At 42.4% G+C, this 26,728-nt stretch carries 24 protein-coding genes; 7 read left to right on the top strand and 17 right to left on the bottom strand.

The window, feature by feature from the left end; all coding sequences use genetic code 11:
- Positions 1–22: 22 nt before the first annotated feature.
- From Q7674_RS11935 to znuA, 5 genes are all read right to left on the bottom strand, one after another.
- Entirely contained in the window at positions 23–265 is a 243-nt protein-coding gene (locus Q7674_RS11935) for a FeoC-like transcriptional regulator (protein WP_008986559.1), read from the bottom strand.
- Positions 262–2,547, bottom strand: a complete 2,286-nt coding sequence (gene feoB, locus Q7674_RS11930; protein ID WP_305423843.1) for a Fe(2+) transporter permease subunit FeoB — start codon at positions 2,545–2,547, stop codon at positions 262–264. The genes Q7674_RS11935 and feoB overlap by 4 nt, the downstream gene beginning before the upstream one ends.
- The gene (locus Q7674_RS11925) at positions 2,547–2,774 is read right to left on the bottom strand and encodes a FeoA family protein (protein WP_042116797.1); all 228 of its coding nucleotides are present in this window, start codon (positions 2,772–2,774) and stop codon (positions 2,547–2,549) included. Before Q7674_RS11925 ends, feoB begins: the two co-directional genes overlap by 1 nt.
- Before the next feature lie 305 nt (positions 2,775–3,079).
- Complete coding sequence (gene mepM / locus Q7674_RS11920; protein ID WP_045065364.1) at positions 3,080–4,438, bottom strand: murein DD-endopeptidase MepM; 1,359 nt, start codon at positions 4,436–4,438, stop codon at positions 3,080–3,082.
- A gap of 3 nt (positions 4,439–4,441) precedes the next feature.
- Positions 4,442–5,422 carry a zinc ABC transporter substrate-binding protein ZnuA gene (gene znuA, locus Q7674_RS11915; protein WP_045065365.1) on the bottom strand — a complete coding sequence of 327 codons (981 nt, stop codon included), beginning with the start codon at positions 5,420–5,422 and terminating at the stop codon, positions 4,442–4,444.
- 165 nt (positions 5,423–5,587) lie between these two features.
- Here znuA and znuC point away from each other — a divergent pair, with 165 nt between their 5' ends.
- The 3 genes from znuC (at position 5,588) to Q7674_RS11900 (ending at position 9,338) form a co-directional block, all read left to right on the top strand.
- Complete coding sequence (gene znuC, locus Q7674_RS11910; protein WP_045065367.1) at positions 5,588–6,352, top strand: zinc ABC transporter ATP-binding protein ZnuC; 765 nt, start codon at positions 5,588–5,590, stop codon at positions 6,350–6,352.
- A complete protein-coding gene (gene znuB, locus Q7674_RS11905; RefSeq protein ID WP_045065369.1) occupies positions 6,349–7,134 on the top strand; it encodes a zinc ABC transporter permease subunit ZnuB in 786 nt (261 codons plus the stop codon). The genes znuC and znuB overlap by 4 nt, the downstream gene beginning before the upstream one ends.
- A gap of 143 nt (positions 7,135–7,277) precedes the next feature.
- Positions 7,278–9,338 carry a PhoX family protein gene (locus Q7674_RS11900; protein WP_305423840.1) on the top strand — a complete coding sequence of 687 codons (2,061 nt, stop codon included), beginning with the start codon at positions 7,278–7,280 and terminating at the stop codon, positions 9,336–9,338.
- Positions 9,339–9,412: 74 nt separating this feature from the next.
- Here Q7674_RS11900 and sucD read toward each other — a convergent pair whose 3' ends face one another.
- The 8 genes from sucD to sdhC all read right to left on the bottom strand — a co-directional run bounded on the left by sucD (position 9,413) and on the right by sdhC (position 19,024).
- Positions 9,413–10,285 carry a succinate--CoA ligase subunit alpha gene (gene sucD, locus Q7674_RS11895; RefSeq protein ID WP_023933002.1) on the bottom strand — a complete coding sequence of 291 codons (873 nt, stop codon included), beginning with the start codon at positions 10,283–10,285 and terminating at the stop codon, positions 9,413–9,415.
- Complete coding sequence (gene sucC, locus Q7674_RS11890; RefSeq protein WP_305423838.1) at positions 10,285–11,451, bottom strand: ADP-forming succinate--CoA ligase subunit beta; 1,167 nt, start codon at positions 11,449–11,451, stop codon at positions 10,285–10,287. The genes sucD and sucC overlap by 1 nt, the downstream gene beginning before the upstream one ends.
- A gap of 151 nt (positions 11,452–11,602) precedes the next feature.
- Positions 11,603–12,808: a 2-oxoglutarate dehydrogenase complex dihydrolipoyllysine-residue succinyltransferase gene (odhB, locus tag Q7674_RS11885; protein ID WP_305423836.1), complete on the bottom strand. Its 1,206-nt coding sequence runs from the start codon at positions 12,806–12,808 to the stop codon at positions 11,603–11,605.
- Between the two features lie 27 nt (positions 12,809–12,835).
- Positions 12,836–15,667, bottom strand: a complete 2,832-nt coding sequence (gene sucA / locus Q7674_RS11880) for a 2-oxoglutarate dehydrogenase E1 component (RefSeq protein ID WP_305423834.1) — start codon at positions 15,665–15,667, stop codon at positions 12,836–12,838.
- 118 nt (positions 15,668–15,785) lie between these two features.
- Positions 15,786–16,499 carry a succinate dehydrogenase iron-sulfur subunit gene (locus Q7674_RS11875; protein ID WP_045065376.1) on the bottom strand — a complete coding sequence of 238 codons (714 nt, stop codon included), beginning with the start codon at positions 16,497–16,499 and terminating at the stop codon, positions 15,786–15,788.
- A gap of 15 nt (positions 16,500–16,514) precedes the next feature.
- The gene (gene sdhA, locus Q7674_RS11870) at positions 16,515–18,281 is read right to left on the bottom strand and encodes a succinate dehydrogenase flavoprotein subunit (RefSeq protein WP_023933004.1); all 1,767 of its coding nucleotides are present in this window, start codon (positions 18,279–18,281) and stop codon (positions 16,515–16,517) included.
- Entirely contained in the window at positions 18,282–18,629 is a 348-nt protein-coding gene (gene sdhD / locus Q7674_RS11865; RefSeq protein ID WP_045065378.1) for a succinate dehydrogenase, hydrophobic membrane anchor protein, read from the bottom strand.
- Entirely contained in the window at positions 18,623–19,024 is a 402-nt protein-coding gene (gene sdhC / locus Q7674_RS11860; RefSeq protein WP_305423831.1) for a succinate dehydrogenase cytochrome b556 subunit, read from the bottom strand. Before sdhC ends, sdhD begins: the two co-directional genes overlap by 7 nt.
- A gap of 389 nt (positions 19,025–19,413) precedes the next feature.
- On the opposite strand from sdhC, the gene Q7674_RS11855 reads away from it, so the two are divergent.
- Complete coding sequence (locus Q7674_RS11855; protein WP_008986543.1) at positions 19,414–20,703, top strand: citrate synthase; 1,290 nt, start codon at positions 19,414–19,416, stop codon at positions 20,701–20,703.
- A 73-nt stretch (positions 20,704–20,776) separates the two neighbouring features.
- On the opposite strand, the gene Q7674_RS11850 is transcribed toward Q7674_RS11855, so the two are convergent.
- The gene (locus Q7674_RS11850) at positions 20,777–21,535 is read right to left on the bottom strand and encodes a Nif3-like dinuclear metal center hexameric protein (protein ID WP_045065379.1); all 759 of its coding nucleotides are present in this window, start codon (positions 21,533–21,535) and stop codon (positions 20,777–20,779) included.
- Positions 21,536–21,952: 417 nt separating this feature from the next.
- Complete coding sequence (locus tag Q7674_RS11845; RefSeq protein ID WP_008986541.1) at positions 21,953–22,150, bottom strand: DUF2517 family protein; 198 nt, start codon at positions 22,148–22,150, stop codon at positions 21,953–21,955.
- Between the two features lie 142 nt (positions 22,151–22,292).
- On the opposite strand from Q7674_RS11845, the gene Q7674_RS11840 reads away from it, so the two are divergent.
- Entirely contained in the window at positions 22,293–23,060 is a 768-nt protein-coding gene (locus tag Q7674_RS11840; RefSeq protein ID WP_369526319.1) for a DUF1853 family protein, read from the top strand.
- 58 nt (positions 23,061–23,118) lie between these two features.
- On the opposite strand, the gene pgm is transcribed toward Q7674_RS11840, so the two are convergent.
- The gene (gene pgm / locus Q7674_RS11835; protein ID WP_045065381.1) at positions 23,119–24,765 is read right to left on the bottom strand and encodes a phosphoglucomutase (alpha-D-glucose-1,6-bisphosphate-dependent); all 1,647 of its coding nucleotides are present in this window, start codon (positions 24,763–24,765) and stop codon (positions 23,119–23,121) included.
- A 38-nt stretch (positions 24,766–24,803) separates the two neighbouring features.
- The gene (gene seqA / locus Q7674_RS11830; RefSeq protein ID WP_008986538.1) at positions 24,804–25,346 is read right to left on the bottom strand and encodes a replication initiation negative regulator SeqA; all 543 of its coding nucleotides are present in this window, start codon (positions 25,344–25,346) and stop codon (positions 24,804–24,806) included.
- A gap of 104 nt (positions 25,347–25,450) precedes the next feature.
- On the opposite strand from seqA, the gene Q7674_RS11825 reads away from it, so the two are divergent.
- Both Q7674_RS11825 and Q7674_RS11820 read left to right on the top strand, forming a co-directional pair.
- Entirely contained in the window at positions 25,451–26,215 is a 765-nt protein-coding gene (locus Q7674_RS11825; protein ID WP_045065382.1) for an alpha/beta fold hydrolase, read from the top strand.
- 127 nt (positions 26,216–26,342) lie between these two features.
- Positions 26,343–26,561, top strand: coding sequence for a DUF2788 domain-containing protein (locus tag Q7674_RS11820; protein WP_008986536.1), 219 nt, complete (start codon positions 26,343–26,345; stop codon positions 26,559–26,561).
- Positions 26,562–26,728: the final 167 nt, after the last annotated feature.

Raw genomic sequence — 26,728 nt, 5'->3', positions numbered from 1 at the left:
TTTGTTTTATCTCATAGTGTGATTATCGCATCACCGTGATGGAAAGCTCGTTATCAGCAAGACAACGATACCAAACCTCTTTGGCGGTTTGGCAGCAATCAGTACTATCGCAGCCAACCAATTCTCGTCCAACAGAGCCTTTGCGGATCCAAACCTCAAGCATAGCTTCAACCCCGTCTTCCGACATTCCGAAGTGTTGCGAAAGCTGTTTACGACTCACACGTCCATGCTGTTCAATATATTGTTTTAGCTGCTGTAAGATCATTCTACTAACAAGCCTTCAAGGTTAGTTTGCTTTTTCCCTTCTCGTTTCAATAACAAGAAGATACCGCCATTAATCAAGACGAAGAAGCCAATCCAAAATGCACTCGTTGCAGGATGATCAACAAAGTGAGCAATTTGGTAGAACCAAGTAGCAAACGAATAAGCCATTAACATAGTCCAACCTGCAATAAACAGAGCAAACTTCTGACCAAACTCACGTACGTAAGCACCCATTGCAGCGGCACATGGTGTGTACAGCAGAATGAAAATCAAGTATGCCATTGCTGCCGCACCACTTACGAAGTGCGCTTGAATGTTACCATACACAGATTCGTTAACACCCTGCTCTTCAGCAACAGCTTGTTTGTTTTCTAAATCACCAACTTCGATACCAAGTGGATCACTAAAGCTTAATGCTGCTAAGTTATCACCAACTGATTGAACCGCTTCTTTTAAGCTAGCAACAAGGTTGTATTCTTCATTACCATCATCTGTTGCTGGTGCGTATAAGCTGTTTAGCGTACCTACAACGGCTTCTTTTGCGAAAATTCCCGTAATGATACCAACAGTTGCAGGCCAGTTATCCGCTTTCACGCCAATAGGCTCAAGCACAGGCGTTACCACTTGTGATGCTTTAGATAGCACAGAGTTAGACGTATCTTCGTTACCAAATGAACCATCAGTACCTAATGAGTTAAAGAAGCTTAATACCGCCACAACGACAACGATGGTTTTACCAGCACCAAATACAAAGCGCTTTAGCTTTTGCCAAGTTTTGATCACAACGTTACGAATAGTTGGTAACTCGTAGTTTGGCATTTCCATGATAAAGCTATCACTAGAACCTGGGTAAAGCGTTGAACGTAAAATAAGACCCGTCATCACAGCTGCCACAATACCTAATAAGTACAGTGCAAATACCACGTTCTGACCATTTTCAGGGAAGAATGCTGCTGCAAATAATGCATATATAGGTAAACGTGCGCCACATGACATAAACGGTGCCATTGCCGCAGCAAGTTTACGCTCACGCTCTTGCTCTAGAGTACGTGTAGCCATGATCGCTGGTACGTTACAACCAAAACCAAGCACTAGGGGAACAAATGCTTTACCCGGTAAACCTACTTTTTGCATCACTTTATCAAGAACAAACGCAGCACGTGCCATGTAACCTGAGCTTTCAAGTACCGCAAGGAATAAGTACAAACACGCAATCACAGGAATAAAGGTTGCAACTGTTTGGATACCACCACCGATACCGTTGGCAATGATTGTGACTAACCATACAGGCAAGTGATCATCTAATAGGTGATGACCACCATCGACTAATAACGCACCAAAGCTAATATCAAAGAAATCAATAAATGCACTACCAATGTTTATCGCAAACATAAACATCACGTACATTACTAAGAAGAAAAATGGGATACCAACAAAGCGGTTCAGTAATACACGGTCAATTTTATCTGTCAGGCTATTACTTAAACGACCTTCTTGACGACGCACTTTTTGACATAACTGATGTAAGAAGGTGTAACGTACATCAGCCACTTGAATATCAGGATCAACAGTATTCAATAAATTCGCACGTAAACCACATGCTGTCGCTTTATCTTCATCAGATAGTGTGTTGATCACTAAAGTATCGTTTTCTAATACACGGATACCTTGTGCACGAGCATTTAGCTTATCGTTATGTTTGAACAACGGTGCTAATTGACTCACTGCTTGCTCAAAATCTTGACCATAATCGAGCTCAAACTCGTTAACCACAACACCTTGCGTTAACATCTTGTGTAGCTTAGTTTTGAACTCTGCAATACGTTCCATGTTGTTAGCAGATAATGCTAATACCGGACAACCTAGTGCTTTTTCAAGTGCCTTAATATCTAACACCTGACGCTGACGTTTAAGTACGTCCATTTTATTAAGCACGACAACCATTGGACGACCTAGCTCACGCAGCTGTAGCGTCATGTATAAGCTACGCTCTAAGCTCGATGCATCAACAACATTGATAATCACATCCGCAGGTGTAGTTAAAATCGCACGTGAAGCAATGGCCTCATCAAGGCTGTTAGCATCATTTGCACTATCAAGGTTGTAGATACCAGGAAGATCGGTCAGGGAGAAATCATCACCATTATGTTGGTATCGACCTGTTTTCTTCTCAACCGTTACACCAGCCCAGTTACCAACTTGCTGTTTAGCGCCTGTTAAGCCATTAAATAGGGTCGTTTTACCACTATTAGGATTACCAACAGTCAGAATATTGTATTGCATTACAGCGCCTCAACCTCGATATTTTCTGCAATTTGCTTACGTAAAGCGATATCAACACCGCGAACGCGTACTTGAAGCGGATCGCCTAAAGGAGCCAAACGAACGACGGTGATCTCAGTTCGAGGAAGTAACCCCATAACCATTAATTTTTTTCGTGTTGCTGCTGGTAACGCAGACATATTAATGACCGTCCCGCAGTTTCCGCATGACATCTCTGACAGCTTCATAGTCAATCGCTACCTTAATACGAATTATTAGCATTTGTGATTGGGAGTTTACCGCTTGATACAATTTCTGTCTTGTCTTAAATCAAAAAAAATATTTTTTTATCTCTTTAGAGCGAAAAATGCTCACCAACCAGAATTAAATACAGTCAAAAGATAAGTAACTACGCCCTAATTCTTATTTGATATTTTACTTTCCAATGCATAAGCAAGTCACCTACCATGAGCTTGTAGCTCTCTTTTCTCTTCCTATGAAAAAGTCACATAAAAAAAGCGCACCAAAGTGCGCTTTTTATAATTAATAACGATTAGCTAGCCATAGCATCTTTAAATTTCTTCTTATAGAAGCTGACTTGCTTCATAAAGTTGCTTCGCTCTTTACCGTATAAAGGATCGGCCTGCGGCAGTGGTACTTTCATCGCATTTACCGGACGACCATTTTTCAGTAATTCGTAGTGTAAGTGAGGGCCTGTTGAACGACCTGTATTACCACTTTTCGCAATACGTTGACCCATTTTCACTTTATCGCCGACTTTCACTTCACGCTTACTTAGGTGAAGGTATCGTGTCATATATTCACGACCGTGTTTCACCACGATATAGTTACCCGCTAATGGGTGGTAACGAGATTTTACGACTACGCCATCACCTGCAGCCAAAACAGATGTGCCAATCGGAACCGCAAAATCGGTACCATTATGTGGTGAACGACGTCCTGTAACTGGATGCAAACGGTTAGGATTAAAAGGTGAACTAATACGGTAGCGCTTCGCCGTTGGAATACGACGGAATGAACGGTTTAAACTGTGCGCATCATCATCATAGAATTGATCGTCATCGCCACGAACGATAAAGAAGTTATTTTTGCCATTGCCTGACTTGTAATAAAACGCATTGACTTCCCCTTTGCTCACAGCTTTACCATCAATGAACTCACGATCAAGTCCAACAGCAAAGCGATCGCCTTTATGGGCTTCTCGGCCAAGGTTAAATTTCCATTGCAGTGCCTTAACCAAGGTTTGAATTTGAGTCGGCGTCAATCCAGCGGCACGAGCTGAATTATAAAAGCTACCATCAACACGACCTGTTAACATGACAGGCTTAATATCACCCTTTAGGATGATTTCTTTATACACGTAGCCTTTCTTCGACAAAGTGAAAGTATCGGTTTCTTTCTTACTTCGAATAATTTTTAGTTCGGTTAACTTACCGTCATCATCGACTTCCCATTCCAATGTTTGCCCAACACGTAGATGCTGAACAGATTTATTCGCATCAATTAGGCGGTACATATCAGAAATAGGTAAACCATATTGAGAGAAAATGATCCCTAGCGTTTCACCAGAAGCAACACGGTGTTTATGCTCAACCTCCGCTTTTGCTTCTACAAGCTGTTGTTCAATTTCATCTTTAGGAGCTTGGAATTCAGGATCGTTCTGATCGAGAGAAACGCCTAATGGTTCGCTATCTTGTTCAGATAGCAAATCCAATTTAGCAGGTAATTCAACATCAACACGCTTAGGTGTTGATGTTGAAAAAGTAACTGATTGCTTAGATGGCTGCCACATTATGGCAGCCATCATAAGCACAGAAGTGGAAACTAACGCAATTTTGTGCTGACGCGGTAACCCTCTAATAGAAGTCGCTACCGCTTTATATAATTTCATTATTTACTTTAAACACTTGGCAAAACTTTGTCCGAGTTCCTTAATAAATCGGACGTATCCTCCCTTGCCCTCTTTGACGTTGGTAGCCATCGGGTCAAGAGTCCCTATGTTTACCCCAGTCCCTTCTGTTACGCTATCAACCACTGCTGGTGAGAATTGTGGCTCACTAAACACACAGTAGGCTTGCTTATCCTGTAACGATTTACGGATTGTAATTAAGGTTTTTGCGCCAGGTCGACGGTCAGGTTCAACCGTGAAATGTCCAAGGTTATTCAAACCAAATTGGTGTTCAAAATAACCATAACCATCATGAAAAACATAGTAACCTTTACCTGAAAGTGGTTTTAATTCCGTATTCAGCTCATTTACGGCCTGGTTAACTTCTGAGGTAAACGTTGAAAGGTTAGCGAGATATACGTTTTTATGCAATGGATCATGTTTAATCAGTGCCTCTGTGATCACATTTGCAGCTTCAATTGTCTGTTTTGGCCCCATCCAGAAGTGTGGATTTAGACCTGAATGGTTATGATGATGTCCTGCATGTTCATCATGTCCCTCATGTCCCTCATGTCCCTCATGGTCATGGTCATGGTCATGGTCATGGTCATGGTCATGGTCATCATGATGAGCTTCATCTTTCTCTTCACTAGCATAATTTAAGAAATGAATGCCTGCTTGCTGAGTTAATGCAAAACTATTTGGGTTATCCGCCATAAGTTTGGTTAAGAAGGTTTCTAACTGTGGCCCTACCCAAATCACAAGATCTGCATTATTCAATTTTTTCACATCAGACGGACGCAACGCATAATCATGCGGAGAAACACCAGGCGGCAAAATCGCCTCACTGGTTGCAGCACCTTGAACTAACTCACTTACAATCAAATTAAGTGGCTTTATAGTGGTGACTACATTGAATTCTTTTGCCATAGCTGAACTTGATAGCATTAATGCTGCTGCACAAGCTAATGATGTAATACGCTGCATGTTTTGTCCTAATTATTTTAATTGCACTATGATACCGTCAATGCACTTTTACGCCTTAACGGTATATTCCCTAACAAGTTGGATAATGTTACAATATAACAAATCAAACAATGTTATATTATAACATTACATCTTTTGCAAAGCCTATTTAAGACAACTCCCTTTATGACAACCCTAGTCGAACTACAATCAGTCACTGTTTCATTTGGTGAACGTGATGTTTTAGATAACATTTCGCTTAAATTGGAACGTGGTGAAATTACTACCTTAATTGGCCCAAATGGCGCAGGTAAATCCACCCTTGTAAAAGTTATTACGGGACTTAGCAAACCAACAAAAGGAAAAGTGGTTCGTAAAAAAGGGATCCGTATTGGCTACGTACCTCAAAAGCTACGTTTAAATGATACACTGCCATTGTCTGTTGATCGTTTCATGCGCTTAGCTGGGCGTTATAGTAAAGAACAGCGTATTGAAGCCCTTGAAATGGTAAACGGTAGTCGCTTGCTAAATAGCGATATGCACGGTTTATCTGGTGGTGAAATGCAACGTGTCCTACTTGCACGTGCACTACTACAAAAACCTGATTTATTAGTACTTGATGAACCTGTTCAAGGTGTTGATGTGACAGGCCAACTTGAGCTTTACCGTTTAATTCAACAATTACGTGATATGCTTAACTGTGCGATTTTAATGGTTTCTCACGATCTGCACCTTGTGATGGCAAAAACAGATAAAGTGATTTGTCTGCAGCATCACATCTGTTGTTCAGGTAGCCCATTAAGCGTAACAAACCATCCAAAATATATTGCGTTATTCGGTCATACCTCGACTGAACAATTGGCTCTCTATGAACACCAACATAACCACCAGCACGATGCCTCAGGCAAACCTCAAGGCTGCTGTAACAACCATCAGGATACAAAAGCATGATTGAGTTTCTTCTGCCTGCCCTTATTGCTGGAATTGGTATTGCTATTTTAGCAGGTCCATTGGGCTCATTCGTTGTATGGCGAAAAATGGCCTATTTTGGTGATACCCTGTCGCATGCTTCATTATTAGGTATCGCACTAGGTTTCCTATTTAATATCAACTTGAACCTAGCTCTAGTGATCTGCTGTTTAGTACTTGCTGTGATCTTAGTAACACTGCAAAAACAGCGTTATGTCGCCACGGATACTTTATTAGGTATTTTAGCCCATAGTGCCCTTTCACTCGGCTTAGTGGCTGTTAGCTTTTTAGATAATGTACGCATTGATTTAATGGCGTACTTATTTGGCGACTTACTCGCTGTAACAACCACAGATATTCTTTGGATTTATTGCGGTGGTGCCGTTGTTCTAGGATTACTTATCTTCCTATGGCGTCCATTACTATCGATGACTATCAGTGAAGAAATGGCACAAGTTGAAGGCGTTAACGTTGATTTAATGCGTTTAATACTGATGCTAATGGTGGGTATGGTTATCGCTGTTGCGATGAAATTTGTTGGCGCCTTGATCATCACGTCATTACTGATCATCCCAGCAGCGACTGCGCGTCGTTTTGCACGTAGTCCTGAGTCAATGGCAGTACTTGCCTCTATACTCGGCGCTATTGCAGTATGCTTAGGCCTTGCGATGTCATGGCATTACGATACACCAGCAGGCCCTTCTGTGGTTGTCTCCGCAGCTGCAATGTTCATGCTAAGCCAATTAAAACGCACTGAGCGTTAATCCCATCAGCTTATGGGTAGCTGACAATATTATTTAAACATAAGTTTAATAATAAAAGACAAATACTGTCACTACCCATTCTTACTCTCTCTCCTGCTCAAATTATTAAACCAATAGTTAATAAGACACAGGAAAGCAAAGTTATGAGTAAGGAAACGTTCGACCCTACCCGCTATAACACCAGTAATAACAAAACATTTGAAGATGTTCTTCAAGCAAACTTACAACGCCGAAGCATTCTGAAAGGTGGTTTAGGTGTAAGTGCCATGACAGCACTCGGCGCTTTTGGTCTTGCGGGGTGTAACTCTTCCAGTTCTACTGAAGGAACTACGGCAAAGGTCGCAGATCGTTCTCAAGCTGTTTTAAATTTCGATTCTATTCCCGGCTCATTAACTGATGCCGTATCAATTCCTTCAGGCTACACTGCACAAGTGTTAGTTCCTTGGGGTACACCGCTAAACGCCAACGGTAATGTGTGGAAAAATGACGGTACTAACGACAGCACTGATCAATTAAACGCATTAGGTATGCATCATGATGGCATGCACTTCTTCCCGTTAAATGAAGCTTCTACCGATGGCTTACTGTGTATCAACCACGAATACATCGATCAGCAAGCCCTACACCCTAACTGGGACAAAGACACTGAAAGAGCCAAAGAAGTACGTACTGATATTGATGAAATCCGCAAAGAGATAAACGCTCATGGTATTTCTGTTGTTCGTATCCAACTTGAAAATAATCAATGGAAGTTAATCGACAACGACCCACTTAACCGTCGCTACACCGGAGCGACTGTAATGGATTTATCTGGTCCTATCGCACACTCAGAATTAACAGTAACACGCTTCTCACCAGACGGTAGCCAAGCTCGCGGAACACTTAACAACTGTGGTAACGGTTATACGCCTTGGGGTACTTACCTAACTTGTGAAGAAAACTGGCCGGGCTACTTTACAAACACAGGTACACGTACCGAAGAGCAAGATCGTATTGGTATTTCGGGTGCAGGTAAATATCTACAAGGGCGCTACAAGTGGGAAACGTTAGCAGGCCATGATGAAGAGCGTCTTGATGAGTTTGCGCGCTTTAATTTGGCACCAACTGGCAGTTCATCACTTGATGATTATCGAAATGAAGCCAATGGTCATGGCTACATTGTTGAAATTGACCCATATACCAAAAACTCCCGCGCTAAAAAACGTACGGCATTAGGACGCTTCCGTCACGAAGGCTGTACCTTTGGCAAGTTAGAAGAAGGCAAGCCTGTCGTGTTTTATTCAGGCCATGACTCACGCTTTGAGTATCTGTACAAATTTGAGTCAAAAGCACTATGGGATCCAGCTGATGCATCACCTTCAAACCGCTTATTAACCTGTGATAAGTATATGGATGAAGGTACTCTGTATGTGGCTCGATTCAATGAAGACAGCACCGGAACCTGGCTGCCATTAACACTTGATAGTATTACAAGATCTGGTGATACACTGGCTTCACACTTTAACTCTTTGGCAGAAATTATTGTTAATACTGCAGGTGCAGCAGATTTAGTTGGAGCAACACCGATGGATCGTCCTGAATGGGCTGCAGTAGATCCATACACGGGTTCTGTTTACCTCACTCTCACCAATAACACGAAACGTAAAGACAGTACTAACCCTGCCAACCCTCGCCTAAACAATAAATTTGACCATATCATTCGCTGGGATGAAGGTGAAAAGCCAACAGAGTTTGACTGGGATATTTTCGTTTTCGGCTCACCAAGTAATAGTGATGAAAAGACAAACCGCTCAGGTTTAACTGACTTAAATCAGTTTGCTAGCCCTGATGGTTTAGCGTTTGATCAACGAGGTATTATGTGGATTCAAACCGATAATGGCGCTGATGAAGTTGAAGAGTACACCAATGATCAGATGCTTGCGGTTGTTCCATCTCAACTACTAGATAGCGATGATAACCAAACTGTCGTTTCTAGTGCGAATCAAGCAGACCTAAAGCGTTTCTTTGTTGGTCCAAATGGCTGTGAAGTGACAGGTTTTACTATTAGCCCGGACTACACATCATTATTTGTAAATATCCAACACCCTAGCAATTGGCCGTATAGTGATAATGCTGCTGAAGCTGCGCCTAACGGTACAGAAGTACGTCCACGTTCATCAACTGTTGTAATTCGCCGTGAAGATGGCGGTGAAATTGGTGTTTGATTTTCAATATTAAGCTATAACAAAAAAGCCCTGCTAAAATAGCAGGGCTTTCATTTATCATCGATAAGTAATAATTACCAGTTTGTTACTTCACGTAACGCTTTACCTATATCGGCTAAGCTTTTCACTGTTTTAACGCCCGCTTCTTCAAGTGCTGCAAATTTATCTTCAGCCGTACCTTTACCGCCAGAAATAATCGCACCAGCGTGACCCATACGCTTACCAGGAGGCGCCGTAACACCTGCAATGTAAGAAACAACAGGTTTCGTCACGTTCTCTTTGATGTAAGCTGCCGCTTCTTCTTCAGCAGTACCACCGATTTCACCAATCATTACGATTGCTTCTGTCGCTGGATCTTTTTCAAACATCTCAAGAATATCGATGAAGTTAGAACCTGGAATTGGATCACCACCGATACCGACACACGTTGACTGACCAAAGCCTTCGTCAGTGGTTTGCTTAACCGCTTCGTAAGTCAATGTACCTGAGCGTGATACAATGCCTACTTTACCCGCTTTGTGAATATGACCAGGCATGATACCGATCTTACACTCATCAGGTGTGATAACACCCGGACAGTTAGGGCCGATCATACGAACGCCAGCTTCATCAAGACGTACTTTCACATCCAACATATCCAGCGTTGGAATGCCTTCTGTAATAGTTACGATAAGCTCAATACCAGCATCAATCGCTTCTAAGATTGCATCTTTACAGAATGGCGCAGGTACATAAATAACTGTCGCTGTAGCACCTGTTACTTCAACCGCTTCACGTACCGTGTTAAATACAGGAAGACCTAGGTGTGTTGTACCACCTTTACCCGGAGATACACCGCCTACCATTTGAGTACCGTAAGCAATCGCCTGCTCAGAGTGGAATGTACCTTGACCGCCAGTGAAACCCTGACAAATCACTTTGGTATCTTTATTAATTAAAACTGACATTATTTACCCTCCGCTGCAGCAACTACTTTTTCCGCCGCTTCTGTTAGCGAAGTCGCAGCAATAATATTAAGACCACTATCTGCAAGCTTAGCCGCACCTACTTCTGCATTGTTACCTTCAAGACGAACAACAACAGGTACTTTAACGCCAACTTCTGCAATCGCACCGATAATGCCATCTGCAATAAGATCACAACGTACGATACCACCGAAGATATTTACTAGAACGGCTTTCACGTTGCTATCAGAAAGGATAATTTTGAACGCTTCAGTTACACGCTCTTTGGTTGCACCGCCACCTACATCAAGGAAGTTTGCTGGCTTACCACCGTGTAGGTTAACAATATCCATCGTACCCATTGCAAGACCAGCACCATTAACCATACAGCCAATGTTTCCGTCTAGTGCAACATAGTTAAGCTCCCACTGTGCGGCATGCGCTTCACGATCATCTTCTTGTGATGGATCGTGCATTTCACGCAGTTTTGGCTGACGGTACATTGCATTTGAATCGATGTTAATTTTACCGTCTAAACACAGAAGGTTGTTATCGCCCGTGATAACTAGTGGGTTGATTTCAAGCAGTGCTAAATCGTAATCAGCAAACATTTTACCTAAGCCCATAAAGATCTTAGTAAATTGCTTGATTTGGTCGCCTTTAAGACCAAGTTTGAATGCAAGCTCACGACCTTGATATGCCTGAGGACCTACTAGTGGATCGATTGCTGCTTTATGAATTAATTCAGGCGTTTCTTCTGCAACCTTCTCAATTTCCATACCACCTTCAGTTGATGCCATGAAAACAATGCGTCGAGAGCCGCGATCAACAACCGCACCTAAGTACAGTTCATTAGCAATATTTGATGCTTCTTCAACAAGGATTTTAGTGACTGGTTGACCATTTGCATCTGTTTGGTAAGTTACAAGGTTCTTACCTAACCAGTTTTGTGCAAATTGCTTAATGCCGTCTTTGGTCTCATGTAATTCCACACCGCCCGCTTTACCGCGACCACCAGCGTGAACCTGACATTTCACCACCCACTTAGTACCGCCAATTTTACCTGCTGCTTCAGCTGCTTGCTGAGGCGTATCACATGCATAACCTTCCGGTACCAGTAAACCATATTCAGCGAATAGCTGTTTTGCCTGATATTCGTGCAAATTCATGATGTTCTATCCGTTTTATTATCCCTTTGGGACTTGTTATATCCATACGAGGTACTCTTGGGAACCTCTTCGTCATTATGCTTGGCAATTTTAGACTAAAAGTCAGTAATAGGCTGAATAATGAGCATTTATTCAGCCTCTATATGCCAAATTATACGTCTAGAAGTAGACGTGTTGGATCTTCAAGCAACTCTTTAATCGTTACCAAGTAACCCACTGATTCACGACCATCGACTAAACGGTGATCATAAGACAACGCAAGGTACATCATAGGTAGAATTTCAACTTGACCATTTACCGCCATTGGACGGTCTTGGATCTTGTGCATACCTAGAATTGCTGATTGTGGTGGGTTGATAATTGGCGTCGACATCAGTGAGCCAAAGACACCGCCATTAGTGATCGTAAAGTTACCACCAGTTAAATCATCAACTGTTAACTTACCATCACGGCCTTTAATGGCGAGATCTCGAATACCCTTCTCAATTTCAGCTAAGCTCAACTTATCACAATCACGTAGCACAGGTGTTACCAGACCACGTGGCGTTGAGACAGCAATGCTGACGTCGAAGAAGTTGTGGTAAACAATGTCGTCACCATCAATAGATGCATTCACTTCAGGGTAACGTTTCAGCGCTTCAACCACAGCTTTCACGTAGAAAGACATAAAGCCAAGACGAATACCATGACGCTCTTCGAAGATATCTTTGTATTGCTTACGCAGATCCATGATTGGCTTCATGTTTACTTCGTTAAACGTAGTTAGCATCGTAGTACTGTTTTTCGCTTCAAGTAGACGCTCAGCGACACGCTTACGTAGACGTGTCATAGGCACACGTTTTTCGCTGCGGTGAGCTAATGGTGCTTCTACTACTGGCGCTTTTACAGATTCAGGTGCTGATTGCGATTTCAAATACGCTTCAACATCTTCACGTGTAATACGGCCGCCAACGCCTGAACCTTTCACTGCACTTGCTTCAATGCCATGCTCACTTAAAAGGCGACGAACAGCAGGGCTTAGTGCCTCACTAGTTTCTTCAGTTAGAGATGCTGTATTTCGTTTGTTTGGTGACGCTTCTGCTTCAGTTGGTACATCTTGCGTAGGCTCACCAGCCACAGCACCCGCTTTAATCTTACCAATCAACTGCTTAGTAAGAACAGTTGTACCTTCATCTTCAAAGATAGCTTCTAAAATACCATCTTCAGGAGCTGGAACTTCTAATACTACTTTGTCCGTTTCGATATCAACCAGTACCTCATCACGAGATACGGCATCGCCAGGTTGTTTGTGCCAAGTGGCAACGGTTGCGTCAGCAACAGATTCCGGGAGGTCGGGAACCAGAATTTCGATTGTCATATCGGTTTTGTCCTTTTTGTTCCAGTTCTAATTATTATTTTGCTCTTTCGGAGCAATTGTTAAAGCATCTTCTACAAGTGCTTTTTGTTGTTTCAAGTGCACCGACATGTAACCCACCGCAGGTGAGGCTGATGCTGGGCGGCTGGCATAACTTAAACGCGCGCCTGCTGGCAATGCTGAATAGAAATTATGTTGGCTTGAGTACCATGCACCTTGGTTTTGAGGCTCTTCTTGACACCATACAAAATCAGTAACGTGTTGATATTGCGCAATTGCAGCTTCAACATCCTCTTTAGGGAATGGGTACAGCTGTTCAATACGAACAATGGCAACATCATCTTGTTCATCTTTACGACGTTGCTCAAGTAAGTCGTAGTAAACTTTACCAGAACAGAACACAACACGTTTTACTTTGCTAGGGTCTAAATCATCAACTTCACCAATCGCTGGTAAGAAAGTACCGTTGGCTAATTCATCCAATGTCGATGTACATAAAGGATGACGAAGCAGCGATTTCGGTGACATTACGATCAATGGACGACGCATTGGGCGAACCACCTGGCGGCGAATCATGTGATAAACCTGAGCAGGTGTTGATGGCACAACCACTTGCATATTTTGCTCAGCACACAATTGTAGGTAACGTTCTAAACGTGCCGATGAGTGCTCAGGGCCTTGACCTTCATAACCATGAGGTAACAGCATGGTTAAACCACACATACGGCCCCACTTTTGCTCACCAGAACTGATGAACTGATCAATCACAACTTGAGCACCGTTGGCAAAATCACCAAATTGCGCTTCCCAAATCGTTAAACCACCTGGCTCTGCCGTTGCATAACCATATTCAAATGCCAATACCGCTTCTTCCGAAAGTACGGAATCGAAGACTTGGAATGGACCTTGACCATTATGAATATGAGCAAGAGGTACATAAGTACTCGCATCATCTTGATTATGAAGTACAGAGTGACGGTGGAAGAAAGTACCACGACCAGAATCCTGACCAGTAATACGAATACGACTGCCTTCATCAACCAGTGTTGCGTAAGCTAGCGTTTCCGCCATGCCCCAATCAAACAGTTTTTCACCTGCAATCATGGCTAAGCGATCGTTATACAGCTTTTGTACACGGCTTTGTAATTTATGGCTTTCAGGATATTGGCAAAGACGAGATCCTAGCTCTTTAAGGCGTTCTTCTGAAAATTTGCTATCCCATTCAACTGTCCAGTCGTGACCTAAGTATGGAGTCCAGTCGACTGTATGCAGATTCATTGGACGCCATTCTTTTACCACACACTCGCCGCGATCAAGCGCATCGCGATATTCATTCACAAGGCTAGTAGCAGTATCTAAACCAAACACACCAGCATCAGTTAGGAAATCTGCATAGATCTTACGTGGTGTTGGATGCTTTTTGATTTTCTGATACATCAAAGGCTGAGTCGCATTTGGCTCATCAGCTTCGTTGTGACCATGACGACGGTAACAAACCAAGTCAATGACAACATCGCGCTTGAACTCATTACGGAAGTCAAACGCAAGACGTGTAACAAAAGCCACAGCTTCAGGATCATCAGCATTCACGTGGAAGATTGGAGCCTGCACCATCTTAGCGATATCTGTACAGTATTCTGTAGAGCGAGTATCACTTGGATTCGATGTGGTAAAACCAACTTGGTTATTCACTACGATACGAACCGTACCACCAACTCGGTAACCACGTGCTTGCGACATGTTAAAGGTTTCAGCAACAACACCTTGCCCTGCAACCGCTGAGTCACCATGGATAGTAATTGGTAATACTTTTGAACCAGATTCATCACCTAAGCGATCTTGTCGAGCACGAACTGAACCCACGACTACTGGGTTAACAATTTCAAGGTGAGATGGGTTAAAGGCAAGAGCAAGGTGAACATCACCGCCAGGTGTTGCAAAATCGGCAGAGAAACCTTGGTGATATTTAACATCCCCCGTACCCCAGCTTTCGCCATGCTTACCTGCAAACTCATCAAAAAGATCTTGTGGCTTTTTACCTAACACGTTAACCAACATGTTAAGACGACCACGGTGAGCCATACCGATAACAACTTCACGTACACCTTGTGAACCCGCATGACGAATAAGCTCTTTCATCATCGGGATCAGTGCATCACCACCTTCTAATGAGAAACGCTTCGCACCTGGGAACTTAGCGCCTAAGTAACGCTCAAGACCTTCTGCGGCCGTTAATTCATCAAGAAAAGCCAGTTGTTCATCTTGAGAGAAAGACCCATGCCCCATGACTGATTCAAGGCGTTGCTGAATCCAACGCTTTTCTTCTGTATCAGTAATATGCATGTATTCTGCACCAATCGAACCACAATATGTTCGTTTCAGTGCAGCGTAGATTTCAGATAGCTTCATGGTCTCTTGACCAACAGCGAATGAACCTACATTGAATGTTTCATCAAAATCTTCTTCAGTCAGACTATGAAATGCAGGATCAAGATCCGGCACTAAATCACGCTGCCATAACCCTAACGGATCAAGTCTTGCATTTTGATGTCCACGGAAACGGTATGCATTAATAAGCTGCAATACCTTTACTTGTTTTGCATCTACATCTGGATCACTGACGGTAGCACTTAAAAAGTTGGTTTCTTTCGCTAAACGTCGGAAATAATCACGAACACGTGAATGCGGTTGTTCTACAGCAGTCTCATTGACTACGGGTAACTCAACGAAAATATCACGCCATTGCTCGTCAACTAATTCTGGGTCGCTAAGATACAACTCGTAGAGATCTTCTACGTAAGTCGCATTGGCGCCAGCTAAATGTGAAGACTCAAGCCATGCCTTCATAACGCCGTTCTGCATTATTTTCCCTTAACCACTAGTTATCGTCGTTTGCACCGATTGTATCATTCGGGCATTAAGGCCGACTGACCATACTCAATCATTGAGTTAGTATCACCTGCATATCGATATTATATTTTTAGACTGCGCGTTTAAGCAGCATAGATTTAATGTGACCAATCGCTTTCGTTGGATTTAGTCCTTTAGGACAAACATTTACACAGTTCATTATGCCATGGCAACGAAAAACACTAAATGCATCATCAAGATTTGATAATCGTTCATCTGTTGCTGTATCACGACTATCAACTAACCAACGATAGGCTGCCAATAAACCCGCAGGGCCAATAAATTTATCAGGATTCCACCAGAATGACGGACAAGACGTTGAACAACATGCACACATAATACATTCGTATAAACCGTCTAAATGTGCACGATCTTCAGGTGCCTGAAGGTTTTCACGCGCAGGCGGAACTGCACCATCATCGATTAAGAAAGGTTTCACTTTGGCGTAATTGCTGTAGAACTGCTCCATATCGATGATCAAATCACGGATCACAGGCAAGCCCGGTAGTGGGCGAATAACAATCGTGCTGCTACCCGTTAAAGCTGATAATGGCGTAATACAAGCGAGGCCGTTTTTACCATTCATGTTGATACCATCAGAGCCACATACGCCTTCACGGCATGAGCGACGGAAAGCTAATGTTGGATCTTGCTCTTTTAACAAGATAAGAGCATCAAGCACCATCATGTCAGAGCCTTCTGGCACTTCAAGCGTATAACCTTTCATATGTGGTGCATTGTCCACATCCGGGTTATAGCGATAAATAGAGAAATTGAGTTTCATCTTAATAACCTCCCCTTAGTATGTACGCGCTTTCGGTGGGAAAGCTTCACGATAAACAGGTGTCATATTTACATCACGCTTTGACATTGCTTCTGTCTCAGGGTTGTAAATGGAGTGACATAGCCAATTTTCATCGTCACGCTCAGGGAAGTCGAAACGCGCATGAGCACCACGACTTTCTGTACGGTAATTTGCCGCGACTGCCGTTGCCATTGCTGTTTCCATTAAGTTTTCAAGCTCCAAACATTCAATACGTTGGGTATTAAATTCTGAAGAGGTGTCATCTAAACGTGCTGTTTTCAAACGCTCACGAATTTCTTTCAGCTCTGTCAAACCTGTAGCCATTGCATCACCTTCACGGAATACCGAGAAGTTGTTTTGCATACATGTTTGTAGATCTTTACGAATTTGAACTGGGTCTTCACCCTTCTGAGTGCTATTCCAACGGTTTACTCGTGCAAGCGATGCTTCAATATCAGAGTCCGTTGCAGGACGTGCTTCAGCTTGTGCCGCTAAAGTTTCACCTAGATGTAAGCCCGTAGCACGACCAAATACCACTAAATCAAGCAGTGAGTTACCTCCTAAGCGGTTTGCACCATGCACCGATACAGAAGCAATCTCACCACAGGCAAATAGACCTTGAACTTCTTCATCAGCGCCAGACGCATTTTGTTTAAGTGCTTGACCTGAAACCTGCGTTGGTACACCACCCATCATGTAGTGACAAGTAGGAATAACTGGGATTGGCTCTTTTACTGGATCAATATGGGCAAAGGTACGAGAGAGCTCACAAATACCCGGTAGACGTGATTCCAGAACATCTTTACCTAGGTGATCAAGTTTAAGCTTAATATGTGGGCCCCATGGACCATCACAACCACGTCCTTCGCGGATCTCAACCATCATTGAACGTGCAACAACGTCACGACCCGCTAAGTCTTTAGCATTTGGCGCGTAACGCTCCATAAAGCGTTCACCATCTTTGTTAAGAAGATAACCACCTTCACCACGACAACCTTCTGTCACCAGTACACCTGCACCAGCAATACCTGTTGGATGGAACTGCCACATTTCCATATCTTGCATTGGTACACCAGCACGAAGTGCCATACCAACGCCATCACCTGTATTGATGTGTGCATTCGTTGTTGATGCGTAAATACGACCTGCACCACCAGTGGCAAGAATCGTTGCTTTAGATTTGAAGTAACAAATCTCGCCTGTTTCCATACACAGAGCAGTACACCCTAAAATTGCACCATCTTGGTTTTTCACTAAATCTAGCGCATACCATTCTGAGAAAATCGTTGTTTGGTGCTTAATATTTTGCTGGTAAAGCGTATGAAGTAAGGCATGACCAGTTCGGTCAGCAGCAGCCGCTGTACGTGCAGCCTGCTCTCCACCAAATTCTTTAGACTGACCACCAAATGGGCGTTGATAAATAGTACCGTTGTCAAAGCGCGAAAACGGCAGGCCCATTTTTTCTAATTCAATAACTGACTTAGGGCCATTCTGACACATGTATTCAATGGCATTCTGATCACCAATGTAATCAGAGCCTTTGACTGTATCGTACATATGCCACTGCCAGTTATCGGGATGAGAGTTACCTAGTGCAACAGTAATACCGCCTTGAGCAGATACAGTATGTGAGCGCGTAGGGAAGACTTTTGATAACAAAGCACACTTTAGACCTTGCTCAGATATTTGTAATGCGGCACGCATACCCGCACCACCAGCACCGATAACCACGGCATCAAATTCACGAACTGCAATGCTCACTTACGCACCCCACACAATAAAGAAACCTGCAAACAGGTAGACAAAAAGAACGGCTACAACAACAAACTGCAATCCCACTCTTAAAACGGCAGGTTTAATGTAGTCTGTTAGCACTTGCCATAAACCAATCCATGCATGAACGAGGATTGAAACCAACGCTAACATGGTAAAAACTTTAGTACTGATTTGGCTAAAGAATGCACTCCAGGTTTCAAACGTTAACTCAGGCCCAAACGCAATGAAACCGACCATATATACAGTGTAAAGGGTAAGAATGATCGCTGTTGCACGGATCAGTATAAAATCGTGAATACCATTACGGCCGACGGAAGATACGTTAGTTACCATACTAAGCCTCCTGCAAATACTGCTAGTACAGCGACAATTGCAAAGCTCACTTTGGTACTTGCAATGCTGGTGTCCATTTCTTCGAAATATCCTAAATCCATCAGCAAGTGGCGGACGCCTAATACAATGTGGTAAAACAATGCTGTCAGCACCCCCCACAGAACAAATTTCACAAAAAAGCTATCAGTAATACTGGCAGCAGCTGCGAATCCGTCAGGAGAAGATAAAGATAGGTTTAGCAGCCATAGCAAGATGGCAAGGGATACGAATGTAATCACGCCTGAAACGCGGTGTAGGATTGACGCTATCGCTGTTAGCGGAAAGCGTATCGTTTGCAGATCGAGATTGACAGGTCTTGGCTTATTTACTTTCACGGTTTGCCCACTCAGCTCCATTGAAGCAATTTATTTTTATTAAATTCTCTGAGGTATACGTACAAGCCAGTAAACAAGTGCAACAAAAATTCAATATTAGGTTATTATTATGTTGAGCTAACGTTTGTACACGTCGTTACCTAACTCTCATAAATGACTGACATCTTGCTTAAAAAATCCTGGCGGTACTATAACCAGAGACCTAGCATCACTATACGCCCCGTAACATTCAAAAACAAACCCAGTAACATGATGTCAAACACGATTCTTACAAAATAACACTTTTTCGATAAAACTTATTAACAAGCGCACACAAAGAAGCACAAGAATTGACAAAGGATGCGCCTAGCGGTACAACAAATGCACATCCGCATCGGATTAGGATTATAAAAATAGCAAAGGAGATTGTTATGGCAGATAAGAAAGCTACTCTTCATATTGAAGGGAAAGCACCTATCGAACTGCCGATTATCGGGGGCTCTGAAGGCCAAGATGTAATTGATGTGCGTAAACTTGGCGCAAACGGTTTTTTTACATTTGACCCAGGTTTTCTCGCAACAGCCTCGTGTGAATCTCAAATTACATACATTGATGGCGAGAAAGGAATTCTGCTTCATCGCGGTTTCCCAATTGATCAATTAGCCAATCACGCAGACTACTTAGAAGTTTGTTATGTATTGTTATACGGTGAGGTCCCTACCCGAGCTGAATATGAGCAGTTTAGAACAACTGTTACACGTCATACGATGGTACATGAGCAAATTGCAAGCTTCTTCCACGGTTTCCGTCGAGATGCTCACCCGATGGCTGTAATGTGTGGTGTTGTTGGTGCTTTATCTGCGTTCTATCACGATTCTCTGGATATCAACAATGATACTCACCGTGAGATTGCAGCATTTAGACTTTTGTCTAAAATGCCAACGCTTGCGGCGATGTGCCATAAATACAACATTGGTCAACCGTTTATCTATCCACGTAACGACCTTGATTACGCTGAAAACTTCCTTCATATGATGTTCGCAACACCTTGTGAAGAGTATGAAGTAAGCCCAGTTGTGGCTCGCGCAATGGATAAGATTTTCACGCTGCACGCTGATCATGAACAAAATGCATCAACGTCAACAGTACGTCTTGCAGGTTCTTCTGGTGCTAACCCATTTGCATGTATTGCAGCAGGTATTGCTTCGCTATGGGGTCCTGCGCATGGTGGTGCAAACGAAGCTTGTCTGAAAATGCTTGAAGAAATCGGTAGTGTTGAAAACATTCCTGAATTCGTTGAGCGTGCAAAAGATAAAGACGATCCATTCCGCTTAATGGGCTTTGGTCACCGTGTTTACAAAAACTATGACCCTCGTGCGACCGTTATGCGTGAAGCGTGCCATGAAGTATTAGAAGAGCTACAAATTAAAGATCCACTACTTGATGTAGCAATGGAACTTGAGCGTATTGCACTTTCTGATGAATACTTTATTAGCAAGAAGCTTTACCCGAACGTAGACTTCTATTCCGGTATCATCTTAAAAGCGATTGGTATTCCTGTATCTATGTTTACAGTGATCTTTGCGATGTCACGTACTATCGGCTGGATTGCGCACTGGAATGAGATGCACAGTGATCCAACAAACCGTATTGGTCGTCCTCGCCAGCTATACACTGGTGAATCACAACGTGAATTTAAACCTCTTCACGAACGTGAATAATCGCTAGAACAAACTCATAAACAAAAAGGTTGAGCTTTCGCTCAACCTTTTTCATTTGTTTAATAATCAAAAATTAAACTGGGTTATCAATATCAATAAAGTTGATATCAAATCCATGTTCTTGTGCTAACCACTCACCTAATGCTTTAACACCATAACGCTCTGTTGCATGATGCCCTGCAGCAAAATAATGGATACCTAATTCACGTGCGGTATGTGTTGTTCTTTCAGAAACTTCACCTGAAATAAACGCGTCACACCCTTGCTGTGCCGCTAACTCAATATAATCTTGACCGCCACCGGTACACCAGCCGACTTTCTTGATCAGATCTGGGCTATTTGGTGCAATATGTAAAGGCTCACGCTGAAGCGCCATCGCAATTCTTGCAGCAAAATCTTCACCTGAAATAGCTTGTTCTAACTCACCATAAATCGCAACTGAACGTGGGTTACCTAGCTCTAAACCGCCAGTAATGTCTAACCCTAAACGTTGTGCTAACTGGACGTTATTACCCACTTGAGTATGCACATCTAACGGTAAATGGTAAGCATATAGATTAATACCATTTTCAATTAAGGCCTTAATACGACGATATTTCATGCCGCGAATTTCAGCTGGCTCGCCTTTCCAGAAAAAGCCGTGATGCACTAATAACGCATCAGCCTTTTCTTCAATTGCACGATCGATGAGAGCCTGACAAGCCGTTACTCCGGTAATAATTTTTTTGACTTCTGTTTTACCTTCAACTTGTAACCCATTAGGACAATAATCTTTGATCAAGTGAGGAGAGAGCAACTCATTCAGTACCGCTTCTAAGGCAAAATTATTCATTGATGTTGTCCTTAATCTTCTAACTTACGTCTTTTTAATATTATGGCATTAGTGTACTAAGGCTATCATTATATACCCAAGCAACCTCAAGATGCAGTGTTCAGCGAGACGACCTTAATTCTCAGGCGCGGCAACGATTCGTAGATATAGTGGTTCTACATTGAGAATTGTTAACAAAGTCTGAGAGCTAAGGACGCTCGCCCTTTGGGAGCGTATCACTGAGCCGACTTCTTGCATCAGACAACTTGGAAAGAGCTCGCTATTCCGCTTCGTTGTCTTCCTTGAATTCAACTCAGTGACTTCGCTCTGAATCAGGCATCTTGAAGTCGCTTGGGTATATTAAAAGTTTTCTCTGCATTAACAGCAAACAAATGATATAAAAAAAGCTGCCAATGCAGCTTTTAATGTTAGAAAACGTTATTTAAAACCTTGCTCTATTTTTTTAAGCCATACTGGCTGAGCACTGGTTTGCGTCCAGTAACGATGTAAAAAACTGCCTAAGCGTGTACGTTTATTGACAGGTAGTAGCAATAAAACAGGCAACGACAATAGTCCTGCTAGTACCACAAAAATACGACGAAAAGTAATATTAAACTTTGAATACTGAGTGTACATAGCAGAACCTCTTTCTGATCAAATCTGTTATTACTCTAATTGAGTTTATGAAATATTACTACAGATTTTCGGGTGAAATTCCGTCAAAATTGGGTAAAACCCTCCGATACAAGCGAGTTATGTAGAAATGTTACAAAAAGAAATGGATATACAATTAACGAAGGACTATCTCGCTGTACTCAATATGCCAAGTTTGATCTCGTCATATGATTATGTATGCGATGATGCTTGGTTAGAGACATTTAGAAAAAAAGCCCAGTTACCTACACCACGAGAATATTTAGGCAATCACCGTTTAGGTTTCTATTACCAATGGCTATGGCAACAATTAATCATTCATCATCCAGATTACGAGCTTATCGAAGAAGAAGTCCAACTCCATTGGAATAAACAAACCGTAGGCTCGATTGATTTTCTAGTTAAAAACTTACTAACTGATGAAATTGAACACTGGGAAGTCGCTATAAAATTTTATCTAGCTTTTGATAATCGCTGGCCTGGGCCTAATGCTAAAGATAATTTAGATAAGAAAACGGCAAGAATGATTGAGCATCAACTCACACTTAGTGAACATGGCGCCTTTACACAGACTTTTGATTTTATACCTGCTAAACGTCGACTGATCATGCAAGGACGATTATTTCATGCTTGTCCAAAGCCACAACAAGGTTCAACCATTCATATCAATCCAAGTGCTCACACTGGATTATGGTGTTATCAGTCTGAAGCTGAAGATATGCTCTTAAAAACGTTGACGAAAAAACAATGGATAGCACCACCAGCATTTATTGAACTTGAAGAATATCTCGACCCAAGCCAAATAACTGTGCCAACGCAAGCTATTGATAGCAAAAATAAGGTGTGGTTTGTTGTGCCGAATCACTGGCCTAAGCATAACAGTGAATTGTAACCATAAATATCAGATATAAAAAAACGCCCACATAGGGCGTTTTTCTTACTATAAGTGATTATAAGCCAGCGTCAGCAAAGACTTTACTTACAATTTCCTGTGCTTCTTGTTCGATAAGTGCTAGGTGTTCCCTACCTTTGAAGCTTTCACAGTAAATCTTATAGATGTCTTCAGTACCGGATGGACGAGCAGCGAACCAACCGTTCTCTGTTGTCACTTTCAAGCCGCCAATAGAAGCACCGTTACCTGGTGCATGAGTCAAACGTGCAGTAATTGGCTCACCAGCTAAGGTTTCAGCAGAAACCATCTCAGGCGAAAGCTTACTTAATACTGCTTTCTGCTCTTTGTTCGCTACCGCTTGTAGACGAGAATACTCTGAATGACCAAACTTATCTGCCAACTCATCGTAGTATTGTTGCGGTGTTTTGCCTGTTACCGCTGTAATTTCAGCAGCTAACAAACACAGTAAAATACCGTCTTTATCTGTTGACCATGGTGTACCGTCTTTACGTAAGAAAGATGCGCCTGCACTTTCTTCACCACCAAAGCCCAACTTACCACTGTATAAACCATCGACAAACCATTTGAAGCCAACAGGCACTTCAACCAGTTCGCGACCAAGTGACGCAACTACACGGTCAATCAATGCACTTGATACTAATGTTTTACCTACAGCAACTTGATCTGACCAACCGCTACGATGACGGAACAGATAATCAATACATACTGCTAAGTAATGGTTAGGATTCATTAAACCCGCTGGCGTTACGATACCGTGACGGTCGTAATCTGGGTCATTACCGAACGCAAGATCGTAATTGTCTTTATAAGCTAATAAGCCAGCCATCGCGTAGGGTGATGAACAGTCCATACGTACTACGCCATCTTTATCTAATGACATAAAGCGGAATGATGGATCGATAGATTCATCGACTAACGTTAAATCAAGCGCATAATAAGCAGCGATTTGGCGCCAGTATTCAATGCCCGAACCACCTAGTGGATCAACACCTAATTTCAGCTCAGCTTTTTGAATTGCTTCCATGTCAATAACATTAACAAGATCAGCAACGTATGGTGCAACCAGATCTTGCTCAACCACAAGATCTGATGCAAATGCTTCAGTGATAGCAACACGCTTAACATCGACTAAACCATTAGCAATGATTTCATTAGCACGACGCTCAATCGCTGTCGTTAACTCACTTTCAGCAGGACCACCATGAACCGGGTTATATTTAATACCGCCATCTTGAGGTGGATTATGTGATGGTGTGATCACAATACCATCAGCTTTATCTTCGTGTGCTTTGTTATAACAAAGGATCGAATGAGAAATGCCAGGTGTTGGGGTATATCCCTTACCTTCTTGAATAACGACTTTTACATTGTTTGCAACAAGCACTTCCAATGTAGAAGTAAAAGCAGGCTCTGATAATGCATGGGTATCTTTACCAAGGAAAAGAGGCCCTGTCACTCCATTAGCTGCACGCACTTCAGCCACTGCTTGTGCAATAGCCCAAATGTGGTGCTGGTTAAATGTGCCTTTATCTGCCGTTCCACGGTGACCCGAAGTACCAAACTCAACGCGTTGTGATGCGTCTTGAGCACTTGGCTCAATTAAAAAGTAATTGGCGATAAGCGCTGGAATATTATGCATATCTTCTTGCTGAGCACGTTGCCCAGCACGAGGATGGATAGCCATAGTTTTATCCTTGTTATTTTGACGTCAATATGTCGCGGTTAGATCTCGCCACATACCTTATCGATGATGTCAGAACCAAATCCCATTTTTGTCATTAACTGGTCAATCATCTGACGCTTACGCTCGGTATTCGTATTTGTGATAACCCAAAATGGTGTCGAAGGGATCGACTTTGGCTTAGTCGTTTTACCGCTTGCTAACAATGTATCTTCATCATGAGCAAAATAAACGCGAGTACGACCTTTAATCGCAGCAGCTTCAGAGAAGCTTTCTGCATCAATGCGGTATAGAGAAGACAAGATCATCATAAAACGACCAATTGCTTTTTCTTGTGCCGCAAATTCATCAGAGATCAACACGGTTCGCATCTCTTTCACGCGATCCATTGTTGGCTCGTTGCCAGCATCTTTGCTCACAACAATTCCCTTAGGACGAACAGGCATTACTACAGCAGGTTGCTGCAATTGCTCTTCAGGCACCATAAGCAACCGACGCAAAATATCAGAAGCGCTTTCACCAATATGCTGAGTCTGGCTAGCAATATAACGATATAGCTCTTCGTCTACCTCAATAGTCTTCATCGTATTATTCATTATCGTTCCGTTTAAAAATCTGGGTACGATTATAGCTTGATCCGAGGTTATACTCTACGGTAAATACCACAACTAAATAGAGAAAATAGTCAGTGAATCTTCATTATCAGGTCGAAGGCGATGGAAAAACGATCATTTTGATCCATGGCTTATTCGGCAGCGCTGCAAATCTAGGCTTACTCGCCAGATCATTGAAAAATAAATATAAAGTGATTAGTGTCGATTTACGTAATCACGGTTTATCGCCACACTCGGATCATTTCACATATCAAGAAATGGCACAGGATGTCCTGGATGTGATCAACCATTTAGATATTGATCAATTTTCAGTGATTGGTCACTCAATGGGTGGAAAAGTAGCCATGGCATTGGCTGCAATAGCACCAAATCGCATGGAACATTTGGTTGTACTTGATATGGCACCAGTGAGTTATCAAGCCCATCGTCATCAAAATGTGTTTAATGGCTTACAAGAAGTGAATAAGCATATCATTAGTATACGTAGTGAAGCAGAACATTACCTTGCTCAGTATGTCGAAGATGCTGGCGTTAGACTGTTCTTACTCAAGTCTTTAGCGAAACAAGATGACGCTTATCAATGGCGTTTTAACGTTGATGGAATTATTGCAAACTACAGTACCATTATGAGCTGGCAACCAGCAGCAGAGCCGTTTATGGGGAAAACGTTATTCATCAAAGGCCAAGAGTCTGACTATATTGTTCCTGAATACCGTGATGAAATAATGCGTCAATTCCCTCAAGCCAAAGCGCATATGGTGGCAAATACAGGTCATTGGTTGCATGCTGAAAAACCAGAAGCCGTGACTCGTATCATTACCAACTTCCTTGAAAAGTAACTCTTTTTCGATGTTATATCCCATTGTTAGCCTGCTCACTAACCATGGGATATTCCCCTTCTGATCTATTAATTCCCTTTTTCGACTATGCTATAGTCTCATTTAGCTCAATAGCAAAGGATTTGTTATGCTTTATGAATACATGGATTTAATTGAGTCCATCGGGTTAGACCTTGTTTTTGCCGCCATTTTTTTCTTTATTGGCATGGCAATAAAAGATGTTTTAAAACAAGGTAATGTTCCACCTTTTGGACAAAAGATTGTCTGGCTTGTATTATTTCTCGGTTGTGCTGGCTTTATTGCTAAAGGAATAATTCAGCTAAGTTGGGAAGGTACGGGTATTTGATCTCACAGCAGTTTTGTGTGATTTATGCTGTTTATCTCAACACCTAAGACTAGATTCTTGCGGACAATGCAACTGTTTAGGCGAAAAAACAGACAAAACGTCAGTAAACAGTAATTATCATTGCACCGTTTCTACTGATTTCTGTAAACTGCAACGCAGCAGTTAAC

This window comes from Photobacterium leiognathi (assembly GCF_030685535.1).
In the GTDB taxonomy this organism is placed as follows: Bacteria; Pseudomonadota; Gammaproteobacteria; order Enterobacterales; family Vibrionaceae; genus Photobacterium; species Photobacterium leiognathi.
The sequence above is the reverse complement of the archived record's forward strand: the minus strand, read 5'-3'. Positions and strand labels throughout refer to the sequence as shown.

What these genes read in the sequence shown, in the direction of transcription:
- Q7674_RS11935 (WP_008986559.1), bottom strand. Translation starts at nt 265, where the DNA reads ATGATCTTACAGCAGCTAAAACAATATATTGAACAGCATGGACGTGTG.
- feoB (WP_305423843.1), bottom strand. Translation starts at nt 2,547, where the DNA reads ATGCAATACAATATTCTGACTGTTGGTAATCCTAATAGTGGTAAAACG.
- Q7674_RS11925 (WP_042116797.1), bottom strand. Translation starts at nt 2,774, where the DNA reads ATGAAGCTGTCAGAGATGTCATGCGGAAACTGCGGGACGGTCATTAAT.
- mepM (WP_045065364.1), bottom strand. Translation starts at nt 4,438, where the DNA reads ATGAAATTATATAAAGCGGTAGCGACTTCTATTAGAGGGTTACCGCGT.
- znuA (WP_045065365.1), bottom strand. Translation starts at nt 5,422, where the DNA reads ATGCAGCGTATTACATCATTAGCTTGTGCAGCAGCATTAATGCTATCA.
- znuC (WP_045065367.1), top strand. Translation starts at nt 5,588, where the DNA reads ATGACAACCCTAGTCGAACTACAATCAGTCACTGTTTCATTTGGTGAA.
- znuB (WP_045065369.1), top strand. Translation starts at nt 6,349, where the DNA reads ATGATTGAGTTTCTTCTGCCTGCCCTTATTGCTGGAATTGGTATTGCT.
- Q7674_RS11900 (WP_305423840.1), top strand. Translation starts at nt 7,278, where the DNA reads ATGAGTAAGGAAACGTTCGACCCTACCCGCTATAACACCAGTAATAAC.
- sucD (WP_023933002.1), bottom strand. Translation starts at nt 10,285, where the DNA reads ATGTCAGTTTTAATTAATAAAGATACCAAAGTGATTTGTCAGGGTTTC.
- sucC (WP_305423838.1), bottom strand. Translation starts at nt 11,451, where the DNA reads ATGAATTTGCACGAATATCAGGCAAAACAGCTATTCGCTGAATATGGT.
- odhB (WP_305423836.1), bottom strand. Translation starts at nt 12,808, where the DNA reads ATGACAATCGAAATTCTGGTTCCCGACCTCCCGGAATCTGTTGCTGAC.
- sucA (WP_305423834.1), bottom strand. Translation starts at nt 15,667, where the DNA reads ATGCAGAACGGCGTTATGAAGGCATGGCTTGAGTCTTCACATTTAGCT.
- Q7674_RS11875 (WP_045065376.1), bottom strand. Translation starts at nt 16,499, where the DNA reads ATGAAACTCAATTTCTCTATTTATCGCTATAACCCGGATGTGGACAAT.
- sdhD (WP_045065378.1), bottom strand. Translation starts at nt 18,629, where the DNA reads ATGGTAACTAACGTATCTTCCGTCGGCCGTAATGGTATTCACGATTTT.
- sdhC (WP_305423831.1), bottom strand. Translation starts at nt 19,024, where the DNA reads ATGGAGCTGAGTGGGCAAACCGTGAAAGTAAATAAGCCAAGACCTGTC.
- Q7674_RS11855 (WP_008986543.1), top strand. Translation starts at nt 19,414, where the DNA reads ATGGCAGATAAGAAAGCTACTCTTCATATTGAAGGGAAAGCACCTATC.
- Q7674_RS11850 (WP_045065379.1), bottom strand. Translation starts at nt 21,535, where the DNA reads ATGAATAATTTTGCCTTAGAAGCGGTACTGAATGAGTTGCTCTCTCCT.
- Q7674_RS11845 (WP_008986541.1), bottom strand. Translation starts at nt 22,150, where the DNA reads ATGTACACTCAGTATTCAAAGTTTAATATTACTTTTCGTCGTATTTTT.
- Q7674_RS11840 (WP_369526319.1), top strand. Translation starts at nt 22,293, where the DNA reads ATGGATATACAATTAACGAAGGACTATCTCGCTGTACTCAATATGCCA.
- pgm (WP_045065381.1), bottom strand. Translation starts at nt 24,765, where the DNA reads ATGGCTATCCATCCTCGTGCTGGGCAACGTGCTCAGCAAGAAGATATG.
- seqA (WP_008986538.1), bottom strand. Translation starts at nt 25,346, where the DNA reads ATGAAGACTATTGAGGTAGACGAAGAGCTATATCGTTATATTGCTAGC.
- Q7674_RS11820 (WP_008986536.1), top strand. Translation starts at nt 26,343, where the DNA reads ATGCTTTATGAATACATGGATTTAATTGAGTCCATCGGGTTAGACCTT.